This window comes from Niallia sp. FSL R7-0648, assembly GCF_038007005.1.
Taxonomy (GTDB): domain Bacteria; phylum Bacillota; class Bacilli; order Bacillales; family Cytobacillaceae; genus Niallia; species Niallia circulans.
Genome location: NZ_JBBOWE010000001.1, coordinates 2,379,549 through 2,403,937 on the forward strand (window position 1 = coordinate 2,379,549; position 24,389 = coordinate 2,403,937).

Annotated in this window: 22 protein-coding genes; 2 read left to right on the forward strand and 20 right to left on the reverse strand. The window is 35.9% G+C overall.

The genetic code is table 11. The annotated features are described in order from the left end of the window. The first annotated feature begins 36 nt into the window (after positions 1-36). Positions 37-2,748, forward strand: coding sequence for a PBP1A family penicillin-binding protein (locus tag NSQ89_RS11530; RefSeq protein ID WP_341132639.1), 2,712 nt, complete (start codon positions 37-39; stop codon positions 2,746-2,748). Between the two features lie 173 nt (positions 2,749-2,921). Here the strand turns inward: NSQ89_RS11530 and NSQ89_RS11535 are convergent, their stop codons facing one another. The 17 genes from NSQ89_RS11535 to NSQ89_RS11615 form a co-directional block, all read right to left on the reverse strand. Beyond that, positions 2,922-3,437, reverse strand: coding sequence for a YpoC family protein (locus NSQ89_RS11535; RefSeq protein WP_053215562.1), 516 nt, complete (start codon positions 3,435-3,437; stop codon positions 2,922-2,924). Continuing rightward, positions 3,437-4,093, reverse strand: a complete 657-nt coding sequence (gene nth, locus NSQ89_RS11540) for an endonuclease III (protein WP_047940395.1) — start codon at positions 4,091-4,093, stop codon at positions 3,437-3,439. The genes NSQ89_RS11535 and nth overlap by 1 nt, the downstream gene beginning before the upstream one ends. A 283-nt stretch (positions 4,094-4,376) precedes the next feature. After that, on the reverse strand, positions 4,377-5,087 hold the full coding sequence (locus NSQ89_RS11545; protein WP_061796476.1) for a DnaD domain-containing protein: 711 nt from the start codon (positions 5,085-5,087) through the stop codon (positions 4,377-4,379). Between the two features lie 190 nt (positions 5,088-5,277). Beyond that, the gene (gene asnS, locus NSQ89_RS11550) at positions 5,278-6,573 is read right to left on the reverse strand and encodes an asparagine--tRNA ligase (RefSeq protein WP_047940393.1); all 1,296 of its coding nucleotides are present in this window, start codon (positions 6,571-6,573) and stop codon (positions 5,278-5,280) included. A 346-nt stretch (positions 6,574-6,919) separates the two neighbouring features. After that, a complete protein-coding gene (locus NSQ89_RS11555) occupies positions 6,920-8,119 on the reverse strand; it encodes a pyridoxal phosphate-dependent aminotransferase (RefSeq protein WP_336044835.1) in 1,200 nt (399 codons plus the stop codon). Between the two features lie 22 nt (positions 8,120-8,141). Next, a complete protein-coding gene (locus NSQ89_RS11560) occupies positions 8,142-8,615 on the reverse strand; it encodes a cell wall elongation regulator TseB-like domain-containing protein (RefSeq protein ID WP_341132640.1) in 474 nt (157 codons plus the stop codon). A 215-nt stretch (positions 8,616-8,830) separates the two neighbouring features. After that, on the reverse strand, positions 8,831-11,611 hold the full coding sequence (gene dinG, locus NSQ89_RS11565; protein WP_341132641.1) for an ATP-dependent DNA helicase DinG: 2,781 nt from the start codon (positions 11,609-11,611) through the stop codon (positions 8,831-8,833). A 246-nt stretch (positions 11,612-11,857) separates the two neighbouring features. Then, positions 11,858-12,241 (reverse strand): aspartate 1-decarboxylase, encoded by a 384-nt coding sequence (gene panD, locus NSQ89_RS11570; RefSeq protein WP_047940389.1) that lies wholly within the window; start codon positions 12,239-12,241, stop codon positions 11,858-11,860. Positions 12,242-12,270: 29 nt separating this feature from the next. After that, a complete protein-coding gene (panC, locus tag NSQ89_RS11575) occupies positions 12,271-13,131 on the reverse strand; it encodes a pantoate--beta-alanine ligase (protein ID WP_341132642.1) in 861 nt (286 codons plus the stop codon). Then, positions 13,128-13,967 (reverse strand): 3-methyl-2-oxobutanoate hydroxymethyltransferase, encoded by an 840-nt coding sequence (gene panB / locus NSQ89_RS11580; protein WP_047940387.1) that lies wholly within the window; start codon positions 13,965-13,967, stop codon positions 13,128-13,130. Before panB ends, panC begins: the two co-directional genes overlap by 4 nt. Positions 13,968-14,206: 239 nt before the next feature. After that, a complete protein-coding gene (locus NSQ89_RS11585; protein WP_095322309.1) occupies positions 14,207-15,190 on the reverse strand; it encodes a biotin--[acetyl-CoA-carboxylase] ligase in 984 nt (327 codons plus the stop codon). Further along, a complete protein-coding gene (locus NSQ89_RS11590; RefSeq protein WP_341132643.1) occupies positions 15,175-16,380 on the reverse strand; it encodes a CCA tRNA nucleotidyltransferase in 1,206 nt (401 codons plus the stop codon). Before NSQ89_RS11590 ends, NSQ89_RS11585 begins: the two co-directional genes overlap by 16 nt. Continuing rightward, positions 16,364-17,518: an N-acetyl-alpha-D-glucosaminyl L-malate synthase BshA gene (gene bshA / locus NSQ89_RS11595; RefSeq protein WP_095259092.1), complete on the reverse strand. Its 1,155-nt coding sequence runs from the start codon at positions 17,516-17,518 to the stop codon at positions 16,364-16,366. Before bshA ends, NSQ89_RS11590 begins: the two co-directional genes overlap by 17 nt. Beyond that, entirely contained in the window at positions 17,515-18,228 is a 714-nt protein-coding gene (gene bshB1, locus NSQ89_RS11600; protein WP_047940688.1) for a bacillithiol biosynthesis deacetylase BshB1, read from the reverse strand. The genes bshA and bshB1 overlap by 4 nt, the downstream gene beginning before the upstream one ends. Further along, positions 18,218-18,664 (reverse strand): methylglyoxal synthase, encoded by a 447-nt coding sequence (gene mgsA, locus NSQ89_RS11605; protein ID WP_047940383.1) that lies wholly within the window; start codon positions 18,662-18,664, stop codon positions 18,218-18,220. The genes bshB1 and mgsA overlap by 11 nt, the downstream gene beginning before the upstream one ends. A gap of 13 nt (positions 18,665-18,677) precedes the next feature. Continuing rightward, positions 18,678-19,478: a 4-hydroxy-tetrahydrodipicolinate reductase gene (dapB, locus tag NSQ89_RS11610; protein WP_047940382.1), complete on the reverse strand. Its 801-nt coding sequence runs from the start codon at positions 19,476-19,478 to the stop codon at positions 18,678-18,680. Positions 19,479-19,508: 30 nt separating this feature from the next. Then, a complete protein-coding gene (locus NSQ89_RS11615) occupies positions 19,509-19,841 on the reverse strand; it encodes a nucleotide pyrophosphohydrolase (RefSeq protein ID WP_047940381.1) in 333 nt (110 codons plus the stop codon). A 229-nt stretch (positions 19,842-20,070) separates the two neighbouring features. Here NSQ89_RS11615 and NSQ89_RS11620 point away from each other — a divergent pair, with 229 nt between their 5' ends. Then, the gene (locus tag NSQ89_RS11620; protein WP_047940380.1) at positions 20,071-20,949 is read left to right on the forward strand and encodes a YitT family protein; all 879 of its coding nucleotides are present in this window, start codon (positions 20,071-20,073) and stop codon (positions 20,947-20,949) included. Between the two features lie 83 nt (positions 20,950-21,032). Here the strand turns inward: NSQ89_RS11620 and NSQ89_RS11625 are convergent, their stop codons facing one another. The 3 genes from NSQ89_RS11625 to NSQ89_RS11635 form a co-directional block, all read right to left on the reverse strand. Next, positions 21,033-22,067, reverse strand: coding sequence for a serine hydrolase domain-containing protein (locus NSQ89_RS11625; RefSeq protein WP_047940379.1), 1,035 nt, complete (start codon positions 22,065-22,067; stop codon positions 21,033-21,035). Positions 22,068-22,199: 132 nt separating this feature from the next. Beyond that, a complete protein-coding gene (locus NSQ89_RS11630; RefSeq protein ID WP_144544932.1) occupies positions 22,200-23,384 on the reverse strand; it encodes an MFS transporter in 1,185 nt (394 codons plus the stop codon). A 312-nt stretch (positions 23,385-23,696) separates the two neighbouring features. After that, entirely contained in the window at positions 23,697-24,371 is a 675-nt protein-coding gene (locus NSQ89_RS11635) for a zinc metallopeptidase (RefSeq protein ID WP_047940378.1), read from the reverse strand. Between the last annotated feature and the right edge of the window lie 18 nt (positions 24,372-24,389).

Sequence of the window (24,389 nt, forward strand, 5' to 3'; positions counted from 1 at the left end):
TTCCTTTTGTTTTTAGAAAGAAAGGTAGGAATAATTATGACAGATAAATATCAAACGCGAGAGGAGCGCCGTAAACAACTTGAAGCCTCTAAGAAAAAAGCTCCTAAAAAAGCAAAGAAAAAAAGCGGCAAGAATTTGTTTAAGCGCGTTCTGCTTATTTTATTAACAATCGGCATTATCAGCATTATTGCCGGTGGTGTGACCTTTGCTATTATGGTAAAAGACGCACCTGAATTAAATCCAGAGACATTAAAGGATCCTATTTCTTCTACTATCTATGACAAAAACAATGATGAAATAGCCAAAGTAGGTGCCGTAAACCGAGACTATGTAAACTATGAAGATATTCCTGATTTAGTGAAAGATGCGTTTATCGCAACCGAGGATTCGCGATTTTTTAAGCATCATGGAATTGATCCTATTCGCCTAGGCGGAGCTGTTATTGCAAACTTCCGAGATGGGTTTGGTTCTGAAGGAGCAAGTACGATTACACAACAAGTAGTGAAAAACTTCTTCTTTAACCAGCCGCAAAAAACATTAAGCCGAAAAGCACAAGAAGCATGGCTGGCTCTTGAATTAGAACGGAAATACTCAAAAGAAGAAATATTTGAAATGTATGTGAATAAAATCTTTATGTCTGAAAATATGAGCGGCGTGAAAACCGCAGCCAGAGTCTATTTTGATAAAAGCTTAGATGAATTAACCTTACCTGAGGCTGCCCTCTTAGCAGGAATGCCACAGGCGCCAAATGCGTATAATCCGTTTAATAATCCGGAAAGAGCAGAGAAAAGACGTAATATCGTCTTATCTTTAATGCACCAGCATGGCTATATTTCTAAAGCGGAAATGGAAAAAGCTCAAAAGACTTCTGTGGAAGATACATTAGTGGCAAAAGAAAAACGTAAATCAAATGACTTGCCATTTGATCCATTTATAAAACAAGTTATTGCCGAAATTGAGAAAAAATATCCGGATGTTAATGTATTTACAGATGGATTAGAAATTTATACAACAATGGATCAGAAAGCTCAGGAATATGTGGAAAAATTAATGTATGAAGGAGAAATCGTTCCTTTCCCTGACAAAGATTTCCAAGCTGGAATTACATTGTTAGATACAAAAACAGGCGGTATTTTAGCACTTGGCGGAGATCGTGATCCTGAAGTAAAGCTAGGCACAAACTATGCAACAGATATGAAGCGCCAGCCAGGATCAACAGCTAAGCCAATCCTAGATTATGGTCCAGCAATTGAACATTTAAAATGGGGTACTTATCAAACAATCGTAGATGAACGCAGTACCTATTCAGACGGAACACCGATAAGCAACTGGGATAACAGCTATAAAGGCTCTATGACTATGCGAAAAGCGTTAGAAATGTCAAGAAATATCCCTGCTCTTAAAGCATTCCAAGCTGTTGGTGCTGAAAATGCTAAAGAATTTGCCGTGAATCTTGGTATCCCGCTTGAGGAAGCATTTGAATCATATGCAATCGGAGCGTTTGAAGCTAGCACACTAGAAATGGCTGGAGCTTATAGCGCCTTTGGTAATGAAGGAGTATATAATGCACCTCATGCTGTGCGATCCTTTAAATTAAAAGATGGTACAAAGATAAATATGGAACCTAAATCAAAAGTTGTCATGCAGGATTATACGGCATTCCTTATATCTGATATGCTAAAAGGCGTTCTTACAAGCAGCGATGGAACAGGAAAACTTGCAAATATTCCTGGATTGCCTGTTGCTGGTAAAACAGGAACAACCAACTATTCACAAGAAGAACGAACTAAATGGGGCATAACGAATTCTAAAAGTGTTCCTGACGCCTGGTTCGCTGGTTATACAACGAATTTCACCATGGCTGTATGGACCGGATACACGGAACGAAAAAATCCACTCACGCCCGGTGCTAATCAGAAAGTCGCCCAACAAATTTTCAAAGCTGTCATGGGACATATTTCTGAAGGGGTAGAAACAGCGGATTTCAAGAAACCAGATAGTGTGGAAACCGTTAAAATTGAGAAAGGAACCTATCCGGCGCGGTTAGCAAGTTCCTATACACCAAGTAGTCAAATACTGACCGAATATGCGGTAAAAGGAAATATTCTTAATGAGGTATCACAGAAATATAATAAACCAGATGCACCAAATGGAGTAAAAGCTAGTTATAATGAAAACAGTGATGAAATTGACTTATCTTGGAATTATGGCAAAAAAGATGGCATTAAATTTGATGTCAGCGTCAGTGTAGATGGTGGAGCTAGTGAGCAATTAACTGTCACTTCTGACACAAGTTTAAAAATCGCTAAACCTACTCCTGGCAGCACCTATAACTTCGCCGTAAAAGCAATTAAAGGTGATCAAGAAAGTGATCCTGCGTCTGCTAGTATTACTGTACCAGAAAAAATTGAGGAACAGCCGCCAGAGGAACCGAATGAGACAATAGATGACGAGGATAAGCAAGACGATCCTAACGGCGAAGATTCTGAGGACAATCAAGATAATGGCGACAATGATGACTCAGACAATGGGGATGAAAATCACAACGATCAAGATAACAACAATGGCAATAACAATGGTAATAATGGCGAGAACAACAATGGCAATAACAATAACAATAACAATAATGATAATAACAATACTGGTAACAATAATACTGGACAAAATAATCATCCTAATAGTAATGAACCTAACCAGAACCAGAACCAGAACCGTAATAGAGAACAAAATCAAAATGATTCTCAATAAAACGAACTTCCAACAGCGGGGACTTCCCTCCCCCTGTTAAATAATTAGTTAAATTAACCTGACCTCTTTTATTAATGAATAAAAAACCCAACCAATTATACAAAGTTATCACCTCCGTATAATTGGTTGGGGTTTTTTTGATAGAACATTTATGTTCCAGCTTTTTCTACTATTTAATTGCTTCTCTTTAATCTTACTAATTTAATCGCAAACTGTTTTTCTAATTCTTTATATAGCTCATCCAGCTGTTTAAAGGAATGATAACCATTTAATCTTTTTAATATAAACTGAAGTCGATCTTCTAAATTGAAAGGTTTTACTTCTAAACTAGGATCTACTAAACCATTTTTAAATGTGACCGGTTTTTCGTTAACCCAATATAAACATTCTAAAAAGTATTCCACTCCAATCGTTAGTCCTTGTTGAAGCCTATTAGAATCTCTTTCTTTCACAAATAATTGTATTTCCTGTTTAAGCTGTCTCCACTTATCAAAAACCAATTTTACACACTCAGAAAAGTTTGCTTTATTCCATGGCTGATAAACTACCTTATTATGATAGTAATTAGCCTCATGCAAAAAAGCTGGCATTAGTTCAAAGCTATCCGGAGCGATACTAGGAAATTGCTTTACAGCTGGGAACGGTCCATATATAAGCTCAGGTGGTGCATCTAATTGATTGTTAGCCATTAGACTATCCCCTTCGTCTTCATTCTCTTTTTCCCTTCTCGGCACAATGCTAGTAGTGGACAAGCCTCGCATTGCGGGTTTTGAGCTTTACAGTGATATCTTCCAAAAAAGATCATACGATGATGCGTTACAGACCATTCCTCTTTGGGAACTTTTTTCATAAGTGTTTTCTCTACTTCTAAAACGGAGTCTTTCCAACGACAAAAACCTAATCGCTTACTAACTCTCTCCACATGTGTATCAACAGCAATAGCGGGAATATTATAAGCGACAGAAACAACGACATTAGCCGTTTTTCTTCCGACACCAGGTAAATTAATCAGTTCATCCCGATCCATTGGTATTTCCCCATTATATTTGTCTAAAACCATTTGGCATAGTTTTTGAATATTTTTGGCTTTATTTCGATATAAGCCGATCGAACGAATATCATTCTGTAATTCTTCTAAGGGAACACTCAAATAATCTTCTGGTGTTTTATATTTTTGAAATAAATTTTTTGTTACCTTATTAACAAGGGCATCGGTACACTGGGCAGATAATGATACGGCAATCACTAATTCAAACGGATTAGAATGAACTAATTCACAATGCGCTTCTGGAAACATCTCTCCCATCGTATCTAGACAATATCTAATTTCATCTTTTTTTAACATGTGATCCTCCGAAATGAATATACTTACTCTCTATAAAAAAAAGGGTCATCCTAAGAATAGTAAGACTAACATCTATCTACCTAAGAAATCTTTCTATTTGATAGATGTTTTAATGAAAGTCTAAACGTTATTCTAGTGACAATCCTAGCTTTCAATGTTGCTTTTTTACACAAGTATGCTACTTTTTATCCTATATTAGGAAGAACAATTAGTACTCAGGAGGAAAGAAAAAAGGAGCCTCCTGCTTATTTTTGCCTATACATCCTTCTTCTCCATCAAAAGATTATTGATCCAACCAATTATAAAATGGCACAGTCTTGTTGTTAGAAGATTCTTCTGATTGTTCTGCTTTATAACCAACAGATTGATGCTGTCTAAACTTTTTCCCATGGCTCTTTGCTTGCTCGATTGTCTTAATTCCGTTCTTTTTCCATTCAAACAAGATTCGGTCAATATAACGAAAATTTAATTTACCTGAAATCACAGCTTCCCTAAGCGCTGCTTTTATAATTACTATTTCATGCTGATCGTCGTCAACCCACATATTTAACGTTTCAATTTCAAAAGGAGACAATGGTCTTCCAAATTCTCTTTCAAAACAAGTATATAAATCTGATTCTTCTTTTTCTATTAAAGCTTCTTCTTCTTTTTTATTATTTAGGAGAAATTGCTCAATTAATTTATTCCAAAGAGGCTCTAATGAATATCTCTCAAATCGGATTCCAGTATCACTATTTCCATCTAATATGTCGATAAAGCCTTTGCGGATAAGTTGACTCAATAATTCATGACATTCATTAATATCTATCGTCATTTGCGCAGCTATTTCTGCAGGGGTCGGAAAATCCTTCCCTCGTTCTAAGTAATAATGTACTTGCAGTAAAAGAACTAATTCTTTTTCATTTATTTTTAAATGTTTGTAATGTGTTAGAAGTGTGGAAGGAATATTTACATTCCCTTCTTGCAGCCATTTTAAAAAAATTGTTTTATTCATAAGGACACCTCTAATTAAGTATATCATGTTGGCAATAAGCATGTAATAATGAAAATCACCCAAACCTAGCAATAGTTAACAAAAAGAAGAAGGGAGAAAACAAGGAATGTTATCAAAGATGAAAACCTCACACTGTGTATTCGCTGTGAGGTCTTCCTCCTAAACTTTCCGTATTTTCTACCCTTGTTGATTAAGGATATAGACGATTTAATAATCTTGGGAATGGAATCGTTTCACGAACATGCTCCACTCCTGTAATCCAAGCAACTGTTCTTTCTAATCCAAGACCAAAACCAGAATGAGGTACTGAACCATATTCTCTTAGTTCTAGATACCATTTGTATGTTTCTGGATCTAGCTGATGCTCTTCTACACGTTTATTTAATAGATCCATATCATGGATACGCTCAGAACCACCAATAATTTCACCATAGCCTTCTGGAGCAATTAAATCTGCGCAAAGGACAACATCTTCTCTTTCAGGGTCTGGCTGCATATAGAAAGGTTTAATTTTAGTTGGATAATGTGTGATAAACACAGGCTTATCAAAACTTTCCGCAATCGCTGTTTCATGCGGAGACCCAAAGTCATCTCCCCATTCGATATCATCAAAGCCTTTTTCATGTAAGAATGTGATTGCATCGTCATAGCTTATTCTAGGGAAAGGAGCAGTGATTTTCTCTAATTTAGAAACATCTCTTCCTAAAGTGTTAAGCTCAAGCTGACAATTTTTCAACACAGATTGAACAACATATGATACGTATTGTTCTTGAACTTCTAAATTCTCATCAAACTCTACAAATGCCATTTCAGGCTCAATCATCCAAAACTCGATTAAATGACGACGAGTTTTAGATTTTTCGGCACGGAATGTAGGGCCAAATGAAAACACCTTTCCTAAAGCCATTGCAGCTGCTTCCATATAAAGTTGTCCACTTTGTGACAGATAAGCATCTTCCTCAAAATACTTAGTTGCAAATAGTTCTGTTGTACCCTCAGGAGCACTTCCTGTCAGAATTGGTGGATCTACTTTTACAAAGCCGTTTTCATTAAAAAATTCATATGTTGCACGTATTATTTCATTTCTTACTTTCATTACTGCATGCTGGCGCTTAGAACGTAACCATAAATGACGATTATCCATCAAGAACTCTGTTCCATGTTCTTTTGGCGTTATCGGGTAATCTGTTGAAGTATGAATCAATTCAATATTTGTTACTAATAACTCATATCCAAACGGAGAACGTTCATCCTTTTGAACAGTACCAGTGACATATACAGATGATTCTTGAGTAATTGATTTAGCTGTTTGGAAAACTTCCTCTGCTACGTCACTTTTGACAATAACTCCTTGTACAAATCCTGATCCGTCGCGAAGTTGTAAAAAGGCAATTTTTCCGCTAGAACGCTTGTTGGCAATCCACGCGCCTACTTTAACCTCTTTATCAACATATTTTGGTAACTCGGCAATAGTTGCTTTAATCACGATTAACTCCTCCAAAAACAAATAAATATATGTACTTAAATAGATACTTCGGTACACCCTATAGAAAAATAAATGGGATTAACGACCGATTGTTTCTACTCTTAGTAGCAGATTTAATAGAAATCATTCTACACCATAAAAAAATATTCTACCAAAACATTATACCTTTACATCTGTAGACAATCAACACTATCGATCACCTTCCAGGATAATATTAGCGTATACAACGACTTTTCTTTTATTTAATCCTACTCCGGTCAATTTCTCTTCAAAAATAAATAACAGAAAAAGAAAGAATGCCCTAAAAGAAATAGTATCTTTGTGGGCATACTCTACTAATAAAACTTTACTTGTTAACGACTATTTTTTTTTCGACAAATTGCTCCATTCGCGTTACTGCTGCTTCTAGTTTTTCAAGTGATGTTGCATAAGATAGTCGGATGTAACTATCTGCTCCAAATCCTGAACCTGGAACAACTGCTACTAATGCCTCTTCTAATAAAGCTGTTGAAAACTCATCTACAGACTTAAATCCAGTTAATTCTACAGCCTTTTGCACATTAGGGAAAAGATAAAACGCTCCTTGGGGTTTTAGACATGAAAACCCAGGAATATTATTTAATTTTTCATGAATAATATCTAAGCGCTTATTAAATGCTTGACGCATTTCTTCGACTGAATCTTGCGGGCCTGCATATGCTTCTATCGTTGCATACTGAGATGGTGTCGTCGGGTTTGAAGTACTGTGACTCGCTAGATTTGTCATCGCTGTAATAATTTCTTTAGAACCCGCTGCATAGCCAATTCTCCAGCCAGTCATGGAGTGAGATTTTGAAACCCCATTGATAATAATAGTGGCTTTCTTCAGCTCAGGGGATAAAGAAGCAATTGATACATGCTTGTTATCTCCATAAACTAACTTTTCATAAATTTCATCCGATATAATTAAAATATTATGTTCTAGACAAATGTCCCCAATTGCTTTTAATTCTTCTTCTGTATAGATCATTCCAGTTGGATTACTTGGTGAATTGATAATGATTGCTTTCGTTTTGGAAGTAATAGCCTCTTTTAATTGTTCAGGGGTAATCTTAAATTCATTTGATTCATAACCTTTAATAAAAACAGGCTCTCCTTCTGCCAGCTTCACTTGTTCTGGATAACTAACCCAATAAGGCGTAGGGATAATAACTTCGTCCCCTTTGTCCAAAATTACTTGGAACAAAGTATATAATCCATGTTTTGCTCCATTTGTGACGATAATCTGATTTGTTTCATAATCCAGCTGTTGGTCTCGCTTTAACTTTGCCGCAATTTCCTTTTTTAATGCTTGTAAACCTGATGCTGGAGTGTATTTTGTATGTCCTTCATTCATGCTTCTAACTGCAGCGTCAATAATATTTTGAGGAGTGTTAAAATCAGGCTCTCCAGCTCCTAAACCGATCACATCATGACCATCTGCTTTTAAACTGGCTGCTTTTGCAGTAATGGCCAAAGTTGTTGATGGAGTTAATGCATTCACTCTTTGTGCTAACTGAATTTTCATTGTTATTTACCACTCCTATTGGTTAATAATTTTCAATTGTTAAAAGAATTTCTCCTGTTTCAAAGTCTATCCAATGATAGTTTATGGAGTCTTTATTTGTATGAGAATAGATCTCCCATACCGGTATGCCATCATACATTCCTAAACGCACATGATTGACTTTTTCTGGCGTCTGCTTCGATAATAATATATTAAGCGCTTCTTGTTTGGTCAGCCCATCTTTTTTCAATTTCTCGGTAACTTTATGGTTTTTTTCATTAATCCAAACAATAATATCCTTATTATCATCGTTTTTACCTTCTAAAATATAATAGGCTTCCTTGCCATTATATAATTGAAAGTTGTCGACTTCTTTCAAATCGACTTCTTTCTTAGCAATATCTTCCGCTACTTCCCTTGCAGATTTAACAGGCTTCATCGCTTGAACATATGTATTAATACTTACAGCTAGTCCAATAAGAACAACAACGACAATTATCCAAATCCATTTCTTCATTTTCATCACTTCTTTAATACAATATTTTATACATAGGTTATTATAACAGGATTTATAAACAGAAAGAAATAATAATACTAATAATCAGTAGTTTTTTCTAGAAATGACCAGCCTGCATCCACTTCCTTTTCTATTTTTTAACAGAAATTCTGTTCCTTTAAAAGTTGATGTGTATGCAAGCTGCATTAATAAGATAACAGAAGGGTTATCTACTTCTACTTCAGCCACTTTTCAATAAACTCGACCATTTTGGCATTATTTTGCTGCTTAATTGGTACAGCAGGAATAGACTTTAAAAATGTTTCCCCATAAGAAGTGGAAACAATGCGCCGATCAAATACAATTATAAATCCTTTATCTTCTTCTGTACGAATTAATCTTCCGAATCCTTGTTTAAATCGCAAAACTGCCTCTGGAAGACTATTTTCTAAAAACGGATTTCCGCCCTCATTCTTAATGCGTTCATTTTTCGCTTCTGTTAAAGGATCTTCTGGTGAAGAAAAGGGAAGTCTAACAATAATTAGGCAGGTTAAGTCTTCTCCTGGAATATCAATGCCTTCCCAAAAACTATTTGTTCCCAATAATATCGCCTTATCGTATCGTTGAAAATTACGTGTTAATCTCATTCGGCTTCCATTAGTAATTCCTTGGGCCAAAATAGCATATTCTTCTAGACAGCCACTTTCTTTCATGTAATCATATGTCTTTTTCAGCATATCATTTGCTGTGAAAAGAATAAGCATTCTCCCTTTTGTAGCTTGCGCGATATTAATGATTTGTTCGCCAATAGTCGATACATACTCATTTAATGAGACTGTATTCACTTCGGGTACATCTGTTGGAATAAGCAGCTGTACTTGTTTCTCATACTTAAATGGTGAATCAATTTGAACCTCTAACTGGTTTTTTCCTAGCCCTAAAACTTTCAAATAGTAATCAAATGAATTATTTACAGTTATAGTTGCGGAGGTAAAAACAATACTTTGTTTCTGATTAAAAAAACGATTCTGTAAAGGTTCTGCAACAGAAGATGGCTGTGTATACAAAACAGCATTATTAGGAAAACTTTTCTTATCTGCTTCCAACCAGGCTATATTGTCTCCTTCACGCAAAAACATCTCTCGCAAATGATTAATATATATTTGCCAGTCATTTAATATCGATTCAATTCGTTCAACTACAAGCATTTGCGAAGAGCTAAATTTTCTATTTTGCTCTTTTAATCGAAGCACTTTCTCTCCAAGCGCGTTTCTTCCATCCTTCCATAGAAAAACCATTCTCTCTGCAACGCTTTTGACTGCATTCCAATCTCCTGTTTCGGTTTTCTTTAAACGGTAGCTGCCTTTTCCTTCTTTACTTGACTGATTTGTTTTTTTCACATAACGTAGAACAGCATGAAACAGTTCATCTAATTCTACATGTAACGATGAAATAAATTGATTGAATTCCACTTTTTCCGTTAGAGATAAATCACCTAGCAAATGTTCTAAATGATACATAAGCTGCTTTTGATCTGTCGTCCCAATCGCATTAATACTTAATCGTACGGCTACATATGAAAAGCGGAAACCAAAATGCTTAGTAGCTGTTTTTTCAAAATGATGGCCCTCATCGATAATGGCATAATGATAAGATGGAAGCAAATGTTGATCTGCTGTTAGATCTTTTACAAGCAAAGCATGATTCGTAATAATCATATTAGCCTTTTGAGCAGCATTCCGGGTTCTCCGATAAAAATCCTTCTGGGCCCATTCTTTTGAAATTGGTAATGAAAAATTTCCGTCATTTTTTATTTTTTCCCAATAATTTATTCCACCGCTTGTTAAATTTAATTCATCTTTATCTCCCGTTTCGGTTTCGGTTAACCACACTAAAATCTGCATTTTTGTTAAAACAATATCATAGTTATCCTCTTGCTCCTTTAGAGATATTTCAAATTTATCTAAACTAATATAGTGATTTCTGCCTTTTAAAAGCGTATAAGTAATAGGAAACGGAAGAATTCTTTTAAGCAAAGGCAAGTCTTTATGAAACAGTTGTTCCTGTAACTGAGTTGTAAATGTACTAATAATAACTTGCTCTTTATTCTCTATCGAAAAATAAGCTGCTGGCACTAAATAACCAAGAGACTTTCCGACACCGGTACCAGCTTCAATAAGCCCATGCTGATTACTTGTTAGTGCTTGATGAACGGCATTCATCATTTCTAGCTGTCCTTCTCTTTTTTGATAAAAAGACAAAGTATCTTTCATTCGTTTTTCAACATTATTTACATCAAAAGAAACAGTATAATCTTTACTTTGGCTACTAATCAAATTATTAGGTAATCTTTTAAGTGTTAATCCACGATATATTTCCCAGCTTTCAGGTATATACTCAACTTTTGATTGTTTCTCTTGAAGTAATGTTTGTAAATAAATATCTAAATCGCTTTTTAGCGATGAACTTAGAAATTCTAATTGCTTTGTCGTAACTTGAGGCAGTGCATTCAGTTTCTTTAGCAATAAAAGCAATAGTTCTGCTGTCACATAAGCATCACTATCAGCCTGATGTGGTCTTGTATGGACAATCCCTTCCTGTGCGGCAAGGTCTGTTAATTTATAACTGTCTGCTGTAGGGTATAAAATCCTTGCTAGTTCGACTGTATCAAGGATAGGACCATAAAATTGTCTACAACCTGCCTGTTCTAGCTCTTCATTTAAAAAAGATAAATCAAATAAAACATTATGTGCAACAAAATAAGCATCTTCTAATAAATGAACAATTTTGTCTGCTATTTCTTCGAAAATTGGTGCTGATTCCACCATTTCATCTGTGATTCCAGTTAATTCTTCAATAAACGGAGTTATCGGCTGAAGAGGATTAAGTAAGGAAGAGTACTCCTCAACAATCTTCCCATTCTCTATAACCACCGCTGCAAACTGTATGATTCGATCCCCTTTTCTCGGAGAATTACCGTTTGTCTCCAAATCAACTACTACAAATTTGTTACTCATTACGTCCACCTCAAACTTTCAGTCAATCAAACGGTATCATAAAAATGAAAAAAGGGAAAGATGTTCCTGCTTTATGTAATGATTCTTTTATTGTGCTTTTTTTTTCGTTACTTTTACACTTTAGAGAAAAATAAACGAAAAAAAAGGTTGGAACATAAATATTCCAACCAAATAGAAATCCGAATCATATACGTACATATTAAGCAATATTTATATAATTATTTTGGTTTTAAGTTTTTTCTGTTATTATAGCACTGTTTTCTCTGGTTCTTGCTGAAGAATAGTTGTAATACGATTGTTTTCATCCATAATCGCTACTTTAGGCTTATGCTGGGTAAGCTCTTCATTTGAAACATAACAATAAGAAATGATAATAACAATATCTCCTACTTGAACTAATCTTGCGGCTGCACCGTTTAAACAAATCGTCCCAGTTCCTCTTTCACCAGGGATAATATATGTTTCTAATCTTGCACCATTATTGTTATTTACAATTTGAACTTTTTCATTCGCTACCATTCCAACCGCATCTAAAATATCTTCATCAATTGTAATACTGCCAACATAATTTAAGTTTGCTTCTGTTACAGTAGCTCGATGGATTTTTCCGTTCATCATTATCCGAAACATAAGGATAACCCTCCATTATAGTCATATGTTTATCTAGATGCATTGTCTAATTCAAAAATTATATTGTCTATTAGCCTTGCTTTACTAAATTGGACTGCAATCGCAATAATAATCTTCCCATTTAGCTCCTTTAATGTCTCTAATTGGGGATAGGATAATATCTCAAAGTAGTCAACCTTGCCGCTTGACTCTCTTTCAATGAAAGCAATAATAGAATTTTTTAATATTTCTCTATCTGCAGTTCCTTTTATTAATTCACTTCTAGCTATACTAAGAGCTTTATATAAAATACCTGCCTCTTGCCTTTCGGTTGGCGTAAGGCGAACATTTCTAGAACTCTTTGCTAAGCCATCTTCTTCTCTTACCGTATTAACCGCAACTAGATTAATAGGAAAATGAAAATCTTCTATTAATCCATCTACCACTGCGACTTGCTGTGCATCTTTTTTACCAAAATAAACATTCGTCGGCTGAACTAAATGGAATAACTTCGTTAATACAGTTGCTACTCCATCAAAATGACCAGGTCTTGACTTACCACATAAACAGTTCGTGCGTTTTTCCACTTTAACAGTCACAGACATTTGCCCTGGATACATTTCTTCCACAGATGGATGAAATAAATAATCTACTCCTTCTTCCATTGCCACTTGTTTATCATGTTCAAAATCTTTTGGATAGGAGGCAAAATCTTCATTTGGCCCAAATTGCAGTGGATTGACAAATACACTCATAATAACAATTTCATTTTGTTCTCTTGCAGCTTTAAGCAGTGCTCGATGTCCTTCATGTAGATACCCCATTGTCGGCACAAAGCCAATGGTTACTTGATTCTTTTGTAACGAAGTAGTTATATCCTGTAATTGCTTTGGATTTGTGAGGATATTCATTGGGTGTTTCCTCCATATAAGCTTTTTATTTCTTCCGCTTTCATCTGAAAGCTATGCTTCATTTCTGGAAAAGCCCCCATTTTCACTTCAGAAATATATTGATCGATTGCAAGAGAAATAGCTTCATTGACATTTGCATATTGTTTTACAAATTTTGCAACTCGATCCACACCATATGTGATCAAATCGTGATAAACAAGAACTTGCCCATCTGTTTCACTTCCAGCTCCGATACCGATTGTAGGAATATCCAGTCTCTTACTCACCTCTTTAGCAACTTGCATCGGCACACACTCCAATACTATCGCAAAAGCTCCTGCCGCTTGGCATTTTAATGCATTATCCATAAGCCGCTTCGCTTCATCCGAACTTTTTCCTTGTACTTTATAACCACCTAATACACCTACTGACTGAGGGGTTAAACCTAAGTGCGCCATCACTGGAATACCAGCATTTGTTAAATAGTTGATTTGTTCAATTACATCGTCTGCGCCTTCCAGTTTTACTGCATTTGCACCTGTTTCTTGGATCAAGCTTGCTGCATTTAATAAAGTATCGCGACGAGATAAATGATAGCTCATAAACGGCATATCAATGACGATAAACGTATCTTCAGCACCGCGTTTAACCGCTTTTCCATGATGAATCATATCATCCATTGTTACTGGAACGGTAGAATTATATCCAAGTACAACCATTCCCAAGGAATCCCCTACCAATATTAAATCTGTTCCTGCTTGTTCAACTAATTTAGCAGAAGGGTAATCATATGCGGTGAGCATCGTAATTTTTTCACCCTTCTGCTTCATTTTGATAAAATCAGTTGTTGCTTTCACTAAGTTTTCCTCCTTTTAAATAGGAAGAGGGAATGGCTTTAAACGAAAAAAAAACCTTCTACAAAGCATAGAAGGATTGTTTTATATGTCTATTTTCATCCCTCTGTCCTTGTCCAATTGTGGATCTAGGCAGATTAAATTATGGTTTATGCACATTCAAACAAACTGGTGCAGTTCATTAAGATACTGCCCGACAAAAGCATTATAACAAATATTTCTCTATCCTGACTATGGGCAAATTACGTTTCCAACAAAATATCCGCAGAGTAAATCGAATGCATAACACCTTGCTCATCTTCAAGTAGCAAAACACCATCTTCTGTAATACCCTTTGCAAGTCCCGCTATGCTTCCATTCAGCGTATTAGCCGTCACTTTTTGTCCTAGACTCACCGAATAGCTTTCCCACAGAAGCTTGATTGGATAAAAACCTTTCTCTAAATAAAGCTGATATAATTTTTCCAGCTGCAGCATGATTCCTTGGATAAGTTCTGCCCGATCCCAGCTCTTTTGTGTTTCTAGATAAATAGAAGTGGCACTTGATTGGAGATCTTTCTCAAAGTCCTCAAGCTGCTGATTCACATTAATTCCTATTCCGATGATCAACGAATGAACTCTATCACTATCTGCTTGCATTTCTGTTAAGATGCCTGTTAGTTTTTTTCCATGCAATAAAAGATCATTTGGCCATTTAATATCTGCTTGCACCCCAGTTACTTCATGAATTCCTTGGACGACTGCAACAGCTGTCAGCAATGTCAGCTGCGGCGCTCTCATTATCGGTATGTTCGGTTTTAAAATAAGACTCATCCATATTCCCTTATATTTAGGTGATTGCCATTTTCTTTCTAACCGTCCTCTGCCCCCTAATTGCTCTTCTGCTATCACTAATGTTCCCTCTTCTGCTCCCTCCAGCGCAAGTTTCTGGGCAATAGTTTGAGTAGAATCCACCGAGTCTTCAAAATGAATATTTCTTCCCATGTACTTCGTATTTAAGCCAAAAAAAATTTTATCCGGCACTATTTTTTCTGGTGAACTGATAATTCGATAGCCTTTTTTGCGGACAGCTTCTAATATAAAGCCATCTTTTCGCAATGACTCAATATGTTTCCAAATGGCTGTTCGCGAACACCCTAAAAGTTCTGCTAGCGATTCACCAGATAAATATTGATCAGGGTTATTAGTAAAGGCTTCAATTAATCCTTTTCTTATATCTGATGACATTGTTTCAGCCACTCCTTTATTAATTGCTTGTCATTAGAAAGCTTTTCTTCTACGACATTCCTTTCCACTAAGGAGAGAACATCTTTTATCCACGGACCAGTTTTTTTTTCTGTCCAGCTTAATAGATCGTTTCCGCCAATTTTAAGTTCTTCCATTGATTTAATCGGCAGCTTCTCATACCTTTCTTCTAGATGAACAATATCTATGTTTACCTCGTTATTTTTTAAAAGTTGATACATTTTTTCCACACTAACCGCAACAGATAATGTAGCAAAATACAGCGCCTGATTAGACCAATTAGTCATCTGTTCTCTTTGCAGCATCCAATATATTAGCTTTTGAATAGTCTTTATTTGCTTGACCGATAACTTCCATGCTCGCAAAAACAATTCTATCTGGTGCTTCTCCTTCCTTCCTAGACATAAAAGTAAAACAGCCCATTTTTCTAGCAATTCAAGCTTGGTCAGCGGTAATTTTGCGAATTTAGAAATCCCTTTTTCTTCTGAGGATAGCATCGGTAAAATTTGATACATCTTAGTTTCTACCATAATTTCTAAAGCTTCCAAACACCATGGACCATGTAATAGTTTTTCAAATTCAGCGGTTATTCTCTCTACCGCTATTTTTGAAAGCAGCTGTCGATTATTTCTAATGCCATTCAGCGTTTCTGTCTCTAGGTGGAAGCCTAAAGTACTCACAAACCGAATTCCTCTCATTATTCTTAACGCGTCTTCTTGAAAACGTTCGTTCGGATTGCCAACTGTTTTAATTTCTTTCTTTTCTAAGGATTCTTTCCCATTGAAATAATCGATGACATGGCCGTTTTTATCCATTGCCATTGCATTAATGGTGAAATCACGGCGTTTTAGATCTTCTTTTAGCTCTCGTACAAAATATACTTGCTCTGGTCTGCGGTAATCTCGATATGTGGATTCTGTTCGAAAAGTTGTTATTTCATATGTATGTTGATCCCATATTACCATCACGGTTCCATGGGCAATCCCCACATCAATAGTGTGAGGAAAGATCGATTTAATTTCTTCCGGCGTTGCGGAAGAAGCGATATCGATATCATGAATTTGCTTATTTAATAAATGGTCGCGAACTGCTCCTCCTACAAAATATGCTTCATAACCCGCTTCCTCGATTTTATTAATAATCGGGAGAGCTTCTTTAAACGGATTTATCATTCATTTCACCAGTTTCTAAAATAGATTTATAAATCTCTATATATTGGTCAACGATGATATCGGCCTTAAAATAATCTCGTACTCTCGAAATCGAACGCTGTGAAAATTGGGCATGCTTTTTTTCATCCGTTAACAGCTTGATCGAATGCTCAGCAATATCTTCTATATCTCCAAGTTCACAAATATAGCCTGTCTCATTTGGAACAATTACCTCGGGAATACCGCCGACATTTGTTCCTATGACGGGAACCCCGCACGCCATCGCTTCTAATGCCACTAAACCGAAGCTTTCTTTTTCCGAAAGAAGCAGCATGAGATCACTTAAAGAATAGAGCTCCTCCAAATTCTCTTGTTTGCCAAGGAATAATACCTTTTGTCTTAATTGGAGCTCATCCACTAATTTGGTCACCTTCGACATTTCCGGTCCATCACCAACAAGCAATAGTTTTGCTGGAATCTGATTTGCGATTTGTTTGAATGCTTGTACAACATCCGTAACTCTTTTCACTCCTCTAAAATTAGAGACATGAATAACAACTTTTTCTGTATCGGAAATTGCCAGTTCTTTTTTCAAATGACTTGCGTCGACTTTACGATAAATTCGCTCATCAATAAAATTATAAACAGGGAGTATTTCTTTGTTTGGCTCAATTACTTCATGAGTTTGTGCGATTAATGAATTAGAAACTGCTGTTACTAGATCTGATTTTTCAATTCCAAAACGTATTCCCGCTGCAAGTGATGGATCATATCCTAGTACTGTTATATCCGTGCCATGAAGCGTTGTAACTATTTTGACGTCCCTGTTGCTCATCTGTTTTGCTAATATAGCACAAACAGCGTGTGGGATTGCATAGTGAACATGCAGCAAGTCTAACTCTTCTCGATTAATGACTTCTGCCATTTTGCTGCTTAATGCTAAATCGTATGGCGGATATTGAAAAACAGCATATTGATTTACTTCCACTTGATGGTAATAAATATTCGGATACATTTTATTTAAACGAAAAGGAATACTGGAAGAAATAAAGTGAATTTCGTGTCCTCTCTCAGCCAGCATCTTTCCTAATTCTGTTGCAATAACCCCTGATCCGCCAACTGTTGGATAACAGGTAATGCCGATTTTTAATTTTTTCATTTGTCTCCACCTAATAAATCTTGATTTAATAATATTGGCTTAGATTTTATAAATCCTTCTGCATAAATCACACCAACTTCTTTGCCAAACAGTTTTTCTCTTGCTTCTATTGTGTCAATATAACCATTTGTTAATGGGGTTTCCACACTGTTTTCACCTTTAACAAATTGACTTTGATAACAATTTAGACTAGCTTGCTTTTGCTCCATATAATCGCTAATATCAATAACAAAATCAGGTTTATGAAAACCATTTATCATATAATAGTATTGATTCTGTACTTTATGTGCTGATGTATTTCCAACCCGATAGTTTTTTATACCTGCTGAAAAGACTGCTTCCTTCACAATTCTGGTGCAATTTCCATGATCCGGATGTCTATCTTCCCAATAAGGGGAAAACACTAACTTTGGTTTGTATGTACGAATCACTTCCACTACTTTTTTTATAGCATTTTCTTCTAGATATAAACCTCGATCAGGAATCTGCAATGTAATCCTTTCAGCAATCCCCAAGACTTCTCCTGCCTTTTCCGCTTCTTGTTTACGTCTTTGTACTGTGCCATTTGAAGAAAGATTACTTTCTGTTAAATCACAAATTATAATCTTTCTCCCCTGTGCGGCATATTTTGCAATGGTTGCACCCATGCCGATTTCTACATCATCGGCATGAGCACCAAAAGCGAGTATATCTATTTCATCAGTTATCATTGAGTTTTTCTGTGAATTTTTTTGCCACTGGTTCTGTCTTTCCATGAACTATCTTTCTCCAATCTATGTCACCTTGCTCGAGTCCTCGAATTAATACTTCTCCAGTTCCCATATTTGTTGCTAGAGGAACAGAATAAACATCACATAAACGGATTAATGCTGTAACATCAGGTTCATGAGGCTGTGCTGTTAAAGGATCTCTAAAGAAAAAAACCATATCCATATCATTATTAGCAATATACGAGCCAATTTCTTGATCACCGCCGAGTGGTCCTGAATGAAAACGATGTACATCTAACCCTGTTGCTTCTTGAATTCTACCACCTGTTGTTCCAGTTGCGTATAAAGTATGCTTTGCAAATATATTTTTATAAGCAACAACAAAAGCAACCATGTCATTTTTCTTTTTATCATGAGCAATTAAAGCAATGTTCATCCTAATTCCACTCCTACTCCATAATATTTTCTAAACCGTATATCAATACATTTACCTTTAATACCTCTTCTACTGCAAATTTAACACCTGACATAAAGGAAGCCCGATTATAAGAATCATGTCTAATGGTTAATGACTCTCCATCTGATCCGAACATAACCTGTTGATGGGCAATTAAGCCTGGCAGACGTGTAGAGTGTATTCTCATTCCATCAAAATCTGCGCCTCTTGCTCCTGGAATGGTCTCTTTTTCGTCTGGATGACCTTGTTTTTTGCTTTCTCTTACTTCCGCAATAAGCTCGGCTGTTTTTACAGCAGTTCCAGATGGTGCATCTAGTTTTTGATCATGATGCATTTCCATAATTTCCACATCTGCAAAATAGCGTGCAGCCATTTTAGAGAATTTCATCATTAACACAGCACCCAAAGCAAAATTTGGCGCAATGATACAGCCGCGATTCATTTCTTCACATAATTTTTCTAATTCGGCTAAGTTTTCTTTAGTAAATCCGGTTGTTCCTACTACTGGTCTAACGCCATAGCTTAACGCTGTTTTAGCATGATGCATCCCGAACTCAGGCGTTGTTAAATCAATAAGTACATCCGGCTTTTCTGTTTGTAGACATTTTTCTATATCCGTATATACTGGTACATCATAAGAAGCAAAGCCTTCTATCTCTTTTAAGCTTTTCCCCTCATTCTTATGATCTAAAACTGCAACAAGTTCAAAATTCTCTGTTCTTCCCATTAAATAAACTGCTTCTTTTCCCATTCTGCCTCTAGGTCCTGCGATTACGATTTTTACTTTATTCAATGTCCTAACTCCTTAGTATGTATTTTGTCTTTATTGATCTTTTCTTGTCCAACGATCTTTATCCCGTGTATTAAATTTATGCATAACACGATTATGCGCTTCTTCTAAATCGATATTAAGTGAATTGGCTAAACAAGTTAACACGAACAGCATATCCCCCATTTCATCCGTAATTTCTTTCTCTGTTTCCGTTTCTTTTTTTGGTTTCTCTCCATAGTAATGGTTTACTTCTCTAGCCAGCTCTCCTAACTCTTCTGTCAGACGGGCAAGCATAGCCAGCGGACTGAAATAACCTTCTTTAAATTGTCCTATGTATTCATCTACTTCTCTTTGTATGTCCTTCACCGTTTTTTCCTGATTCAATATAAGCACCTCTAGTCAATAAGTAATCTTATCCAATTCCATGTTAGCTAATCTAAACCATTTTTACAAACATTTTTGACGATATTGATATAAGTACCTAAAAATGCTTGTCTTTATTTACCTAACATTCTTTTTTCTTGCTTATCTGCTAGATTGCCCAACTGCATGTGATTCGATATAATGGATACGCTAATAATAATGCATTTTGTCTAAGAAAGAAGGCGAGTCGATGTTTAAAAGTATTAAAGTTAAAAATATCTTGTTCATCCTTTTAGGATCTGCGATATTTTCCTTCGGTATTGTTCATTTCAATATGCAGAACAATTTAGCAGAAGGCGGTTTTACTGGTATTACGCTTTTATTATATGCATTATGGAATTGGGATCCTTCCATCACAAATTTACTGCTAAATATCCCTTTATTTTTTATTGGATGGAAGTTATTAGGAAGAAATGTTTTTATTTACACGATTATTGGAACCGTAGCAGTGTCTATTTTCCTCTGGTTTTTTCAGCTTCCAAAGATCGAGTTACATATTCCCCTCACTGAAGATTTGACTCTAGCTGCTTTATTTGCAGGAACATTCATTGGTGTCGGCTTAGGTATTATTTTCCGCTATGGAGGGACAACTGGCGGAGTTGATATTATAGCTAGATTAGGGTTTAAGTATTTCGGATGGAGTATGGGAAAAACCATGTTCTTTTTTGACTTTTGTGTCATTACGCTTTCGTTGATCACCTATCTATCATACAGAGAAGCAATGTATACATTGGTTGCTGTTTTTGTTGGGGCAAGAGTAATCGACTTTATTCAAGAAGGCGCATATGCAGCTAGAGGAGCAATGATCATTTCTGACGATAACGAAAAAATCGCTAATAAGATAATGAGTGGAATGGATCGTGGTGTTACTGTATTAAAAGGACATGGTTCTTTTACTAAACAAGATCGCGAAGTACTTTATTGTGTTGTCGCAAAAACAGAAATTGTTCGTTTAAAAAGCATCATTACAAGCATAGATCCACATGCATTTGTATCGGTTAGTGTCGTCCATGACGTAATGGGTGAAGGTTTCACTTTAGATGAATATAAACAGCCTCTCGAGAAATAAACTAAAAAATTGTATTCACTTTGCATTTAATGAAAGAAAATACTCGCAACGATGAATACAATTTTTTTGTTCTTACTATTGACTTAATAATCATTGCCAAAAATAGAATGATAGATCTCTCCTATTATCCCTTTCATTTGATGTACACCTAAATCAGTATTTGTCATAATTATCGCGCCTTTTTTTAATAATGGGTAAGCTACAAGCATGCTCTGAAACCCAATCCCCCATCCTAATGAAGAAATTTCCACCTCGTTATTAGAACTATCTAAAAACACGCTCAGTCCGATCCAATTTTTGTTCCCTTGCGGACTGATTATATCCTTAGCATTTTTTCTCGATAATCCTAATTGACTTCTACCTTCCAAAGCATTCATTAATTCCAATACTAAAATCGCTAAATCAGCGGGAGTAGTCCAAATACCACAGGCTGCTGGATAAGGATAAAAGGGGTAGTTTCCGTAGACAATTTGTCCTTTTTTATCATGACCAGAAGAAATATTTTCGACACCTCTTATATCAATACAGCTCTGATTCATATGTAAAGGCTGAAAGAGAAATTCTTTTAATACTATGTGAAAAGATTTCTGCAAAGTATCTTCAATCAGTTGTTGAATAATGCAAAAGCCAGCGTCCGAGTAATGAAATGCACTCATTGGTTCACAACTAATCTGTATTTTCTGCCGATTGAATACGGAAGTTCCTTCTAATATGTCTATCATAGGAGGAACCTCCTCGTTTTCTTTCCATTCACTAAAACTACCTTCTGGGTCAATAATACCTGATTGGTGACTCAAAAGATCTCTTAAAGTTACTTTTTTGCCTTTTATCTGTTTATTTGCTGTTAAATGCCAGGAGCTAAGTTTAACATTAACATCTTCATCTAAATCAAGCAGTCCAGTCTCTACTAGCTTTAAAACCAGCATAGCTGTCACAAACTTGCTTATAGAAGCAGAATGGAAGCGTGTCTGTTCATTAATTTTATCCGTTTCACCTGATTCCTTCATGCCATACTGTTTGATACAACTAAGTTTTCCATCTTGTATTACCGCTATGCTTAAACCAGCTATCTTATAATGATTCATTCGTTCTTTTACATTTAGATTTGTTAGTGCCATCCCAACTCCTCCTATTTTCTTTTAGGGCAATTATAGCATAAAAAAACGAACGTACGATCTATTTAGATTATAATTATCTCAAAGCCGAAGCTTCTCTCGCCGTCTATAAGAAATGATATTCTAGCTATTACCTTATTTTAAAGAGGAATGAATTTCACTAACCCGCTTATCCGTCGGCAGTAAATATGTCAATATTCCTAATAGCGGCAGCAGGCTACAAATAATCATAATTGCTTGCAAACTAAATGCGTCTCCAATAACACCAAAGATTACTCCACCAAGTGCCCCCATTCCAAATGCTAACCCTACAATTAAGCCAGACACAAGGCCAATCATACCTGGAAGCAGCTCTTGTGCATAAACAACGGTCACACTGAAACTAGACTGTAAAATAAAGCCGATGATAAATAATATAGGTCCTATTAGCCAAAACGGCATATGTGGGAGCAGTATAGCAAACGGTGCAGATCCGATTAAAGAAAAGAGAAGAATCGTTCTTTTCCCAAAGCGGTCTGCCAATGGTCCACCAAGAAAAGTCCCAATTACACCAGCAAGTAAAAACACAAAAACGAATATTTGCGCATTTTCAATACTTAAGCCAAACTTCTCTATTAAATAAAAGTGAAGGAAATTACTCATTCCCGCTCCATACCACGAACGTGCAAATACAAGGAAAATTAATAAACATATTGCCAGAATAATTTCTTTATTAACAACAAATTCCCGCTTTCCTTGTTGTTTCCTTTGTGGATTTCTAATATACAATTCTCTCTTATACCAAGTTGATACTTGAAATAATACAATCATGCCAATTGTAGCTAGAAGAGTAAACCAAATGGTTCCGAATTGACCTGTTCGTACAAAAATAAAAGCAGTAAATACAGGTGCTAATGACTGACCTGCATTTCCGCCCACTTGATAAATTGATTGGGCAAGCCCGCGTTTCGCTCCGGCTGCCATATAAGAAACACGAGATCCTTCTGGATGGAAGATAGCGGAACCAAATCCAATAAATAAAACGGATAATAAGACCAAGTAAAAATTTGGAGCGAGAGAAAGGCCCAGCATTCCGATTAAGCTTGAGAACATTGCAATCGGCAATAAATATGGTGCTGGCCTTTTATCTGCCAAAACACCAAACACAGGTTGTAAAATAGAGGATGTAATGTTTAATGCAAAGGCAATCCAACCAATTTGTGTATAATTTAATTCCATTGACTTTTGGATAACAGGAAATAAGGCAGGCACAACCGATTGCATACAATCATTCAAAAAATGTCCAAGACTTATCGCAAATAAAATCCGATAAATAGTCATCTCCTGCCGCTTTTTCCCTTGTACATATTCAGCAGTTTGCAAAAAAACCCTTCTTTCTTTTGTTTTCTTTTATGTAAATGGCATTGTTTATTATACACCTAGCATCTTTTAAAATCTATAATTTTCTAAAAACTCAAAATTCAAAGAACTTGATTCATCAAGATATTTCTCTCCCATAAAAAGTTCCGTGTAATACCACAAATCTTCTTTTTTGATGGAGAAAAAACCCAACCAATGATACGAAAGGCTTTCGTATCATTGGTTGGGTTTAGTTTCGACTGGATAAATTAAAGCCCAGCTTATTTTTAATTTCTATTCATCTCTTAACATTCCTGTATAAATCAACAGCAAACGAACTAGTTCGAGAACAGCAACTGCTGCCGCTGCCACATATGTTAATGCTGCTGCATTCAACACTTTTTTCGTTTCTCTTTCCTCATCGTTTCTTATAATCCCTAATGACACAACTTGATCCATCGCACGGTTAGATGCGTTAAATTCCACTGGAAGTGTAACAAATTGAAACAATACGCCGGCCGCCATTAAGATGATACCTAATAACATCATCTCTGGAAGTCTTGCAAACATTCCAATTAAGATAAATATCCACGATGCATTGCTTCCAAAATTAGCAACTGGAACTAATGTAGAACGAAAACGTAAGAAAGAGTATTCTTGCTGATCTTGGATAGCATGACCAACTTCATGTGCTGCAATAGCAGCAGCTGCTACTGAATGCCCATGATAGTTATCAGTAGATAAACGGACAACTTTAGAACGGGGATCATAATGGTCAGACAATACCCCTCTTGTTTCCTCGACAGATACATCATAAAGCCCATTAGAATCTAATATTCTTCTCGCTACCTCTCTACCGGACATATGGGAGGAAGAAGCTACTTTGGAATATTTTTTGTATGCACTCTTCACCTTCATTTGTGCCCAAATAGGGATGAGAATTATTAGAATAAAATATATAAAAATCATGTTTTTCCCCCTATTATT

Excerpts from the sequence above, each read along its gene's own strand:
- NSQ89_RS11530 (WP_341132639.1), top strand. The coding sequence starts at position 37 with ATGACAGATAAATATCAAACGCGAGAGGAGCGCCGTAAACAACTTGAA.
- NSQ89_RS11535 (WP_053215562.1), bottom strand. The coding sequence starts at position 3,437 with ATGGCTAACAATCAATTAGATGCACCACCTGAGCTTATATATGGACCG.
- nth (WP_047940395.1), bottom strand. The coding sequence starts at position 4,093 with ATGTTAAAAAAAGATGAAATTAGATATTGTCTAGATACGATGGGAGAG.
- NSQ89_RS11545 (WP_061796476.1), bottom strand. The coding sequence starts at position 5,087 with ATGAATAAAACAATTTTTTTAAAATGGCTGCAAGAAGGGAATGTAAAT.
- NSQ89_RS11555 (WP_336044835.1), bottom strand. The coding sequence starts at position 8,119 with ATGAAAATTCAGTTAGCACAAAGAGTGAATGCATTAACTCCATCAACA.
- NSQ89_RS11560 (WP_341132640.1), bottom strand. The coding sequence starts at position 8,615 with ATGAAGAAATGGATTTGGATAATTGTCGTTGTTGTTCTTATTGGACTA.
- dinG (WP_341132641.1), bottom strand. The coding sequence starts at position 11,611 with ATGAGTAACAAATTTGTAGTAGTTGATTTGGAGACAAACGGTAATTCT.
- panD (WP_047940389.1), bottom strand. The coding sequence starts at position 12,241 with ATGTTTCGGATAATGATGAACGGAAAAATCCATCGAGCTACTGTAACA.
- panC (WP_341132642.1), bottom strand. The coding sequence starts at position 13,131 with ATGAATATCCTCACAAATCCAAAGCAATTACAGGATATAACTACTTCG.
- NSQ89_RS11585 (WP_095322309.1), bottom strand. The coding sequence starts at position 15,190 with ATGTCATCAGATATAAGAAAAGGATTAATTGAAGCCTTTACTAATAAC.
- NSQ89_RS11590 (WP_341132643.1), bottom strand. The coding sequence starts at position 16,380 with ATGATAAATCCGTTTAAAGAAGCTCTCCCGATTATTAATAAAATCGAG.
- bshA (WP_095259092.1), bottom strand. The coding sequence starts at position 17,518 with ATGAAAAAATTAAAAATCGGCATTACCTGTTATCCAACAGTTGGCGGA.
- bshB1 (WP_047940688.1), bottom strand. The coding sequence starts at position 18,228 with ATGATAACTGATGAAATAGATATACTCGCTTTTGGTGCTCATGCCGAT.
- mgsA (WP_047940383.1), bottom strand. The coding sequence starts at position 18,664 with ATGAACATTGCTTTAATTGCTCATGATAAAAAGAAAAATGACATGGTT.
- NSQ89_RS11620 (WP_047940380.1), top strand. The coding sequence starts at position 20,071 with ATGTTTAAAAGTATTAAAGTTAAAAATATCTTGTTCATCCTTTTAGGA.
- NSQ89_RS11625 (WP_047940379.1), bottom strand. The coding sequence starts at position 22,067 with ATGGCACTAACAAATCTAAATGTAAAAGAACGAATGAATCATTATAAG.
- NSQ89_RS11630 (WP_144544932.1), bottom strand. The coding sequence starts at position 23,384 with ATGACTATTTATCGGATTTTATTTGCGATAAGTCTTGGACATTTTTTG.
- NSQ89_RS11635 (WP_047940378.1), bottom strand. The coding sequence starts at position 24,371 with ATGATTTTTATATATTTTATTCTAATAATTCTCATCCCTATTTGGGCA.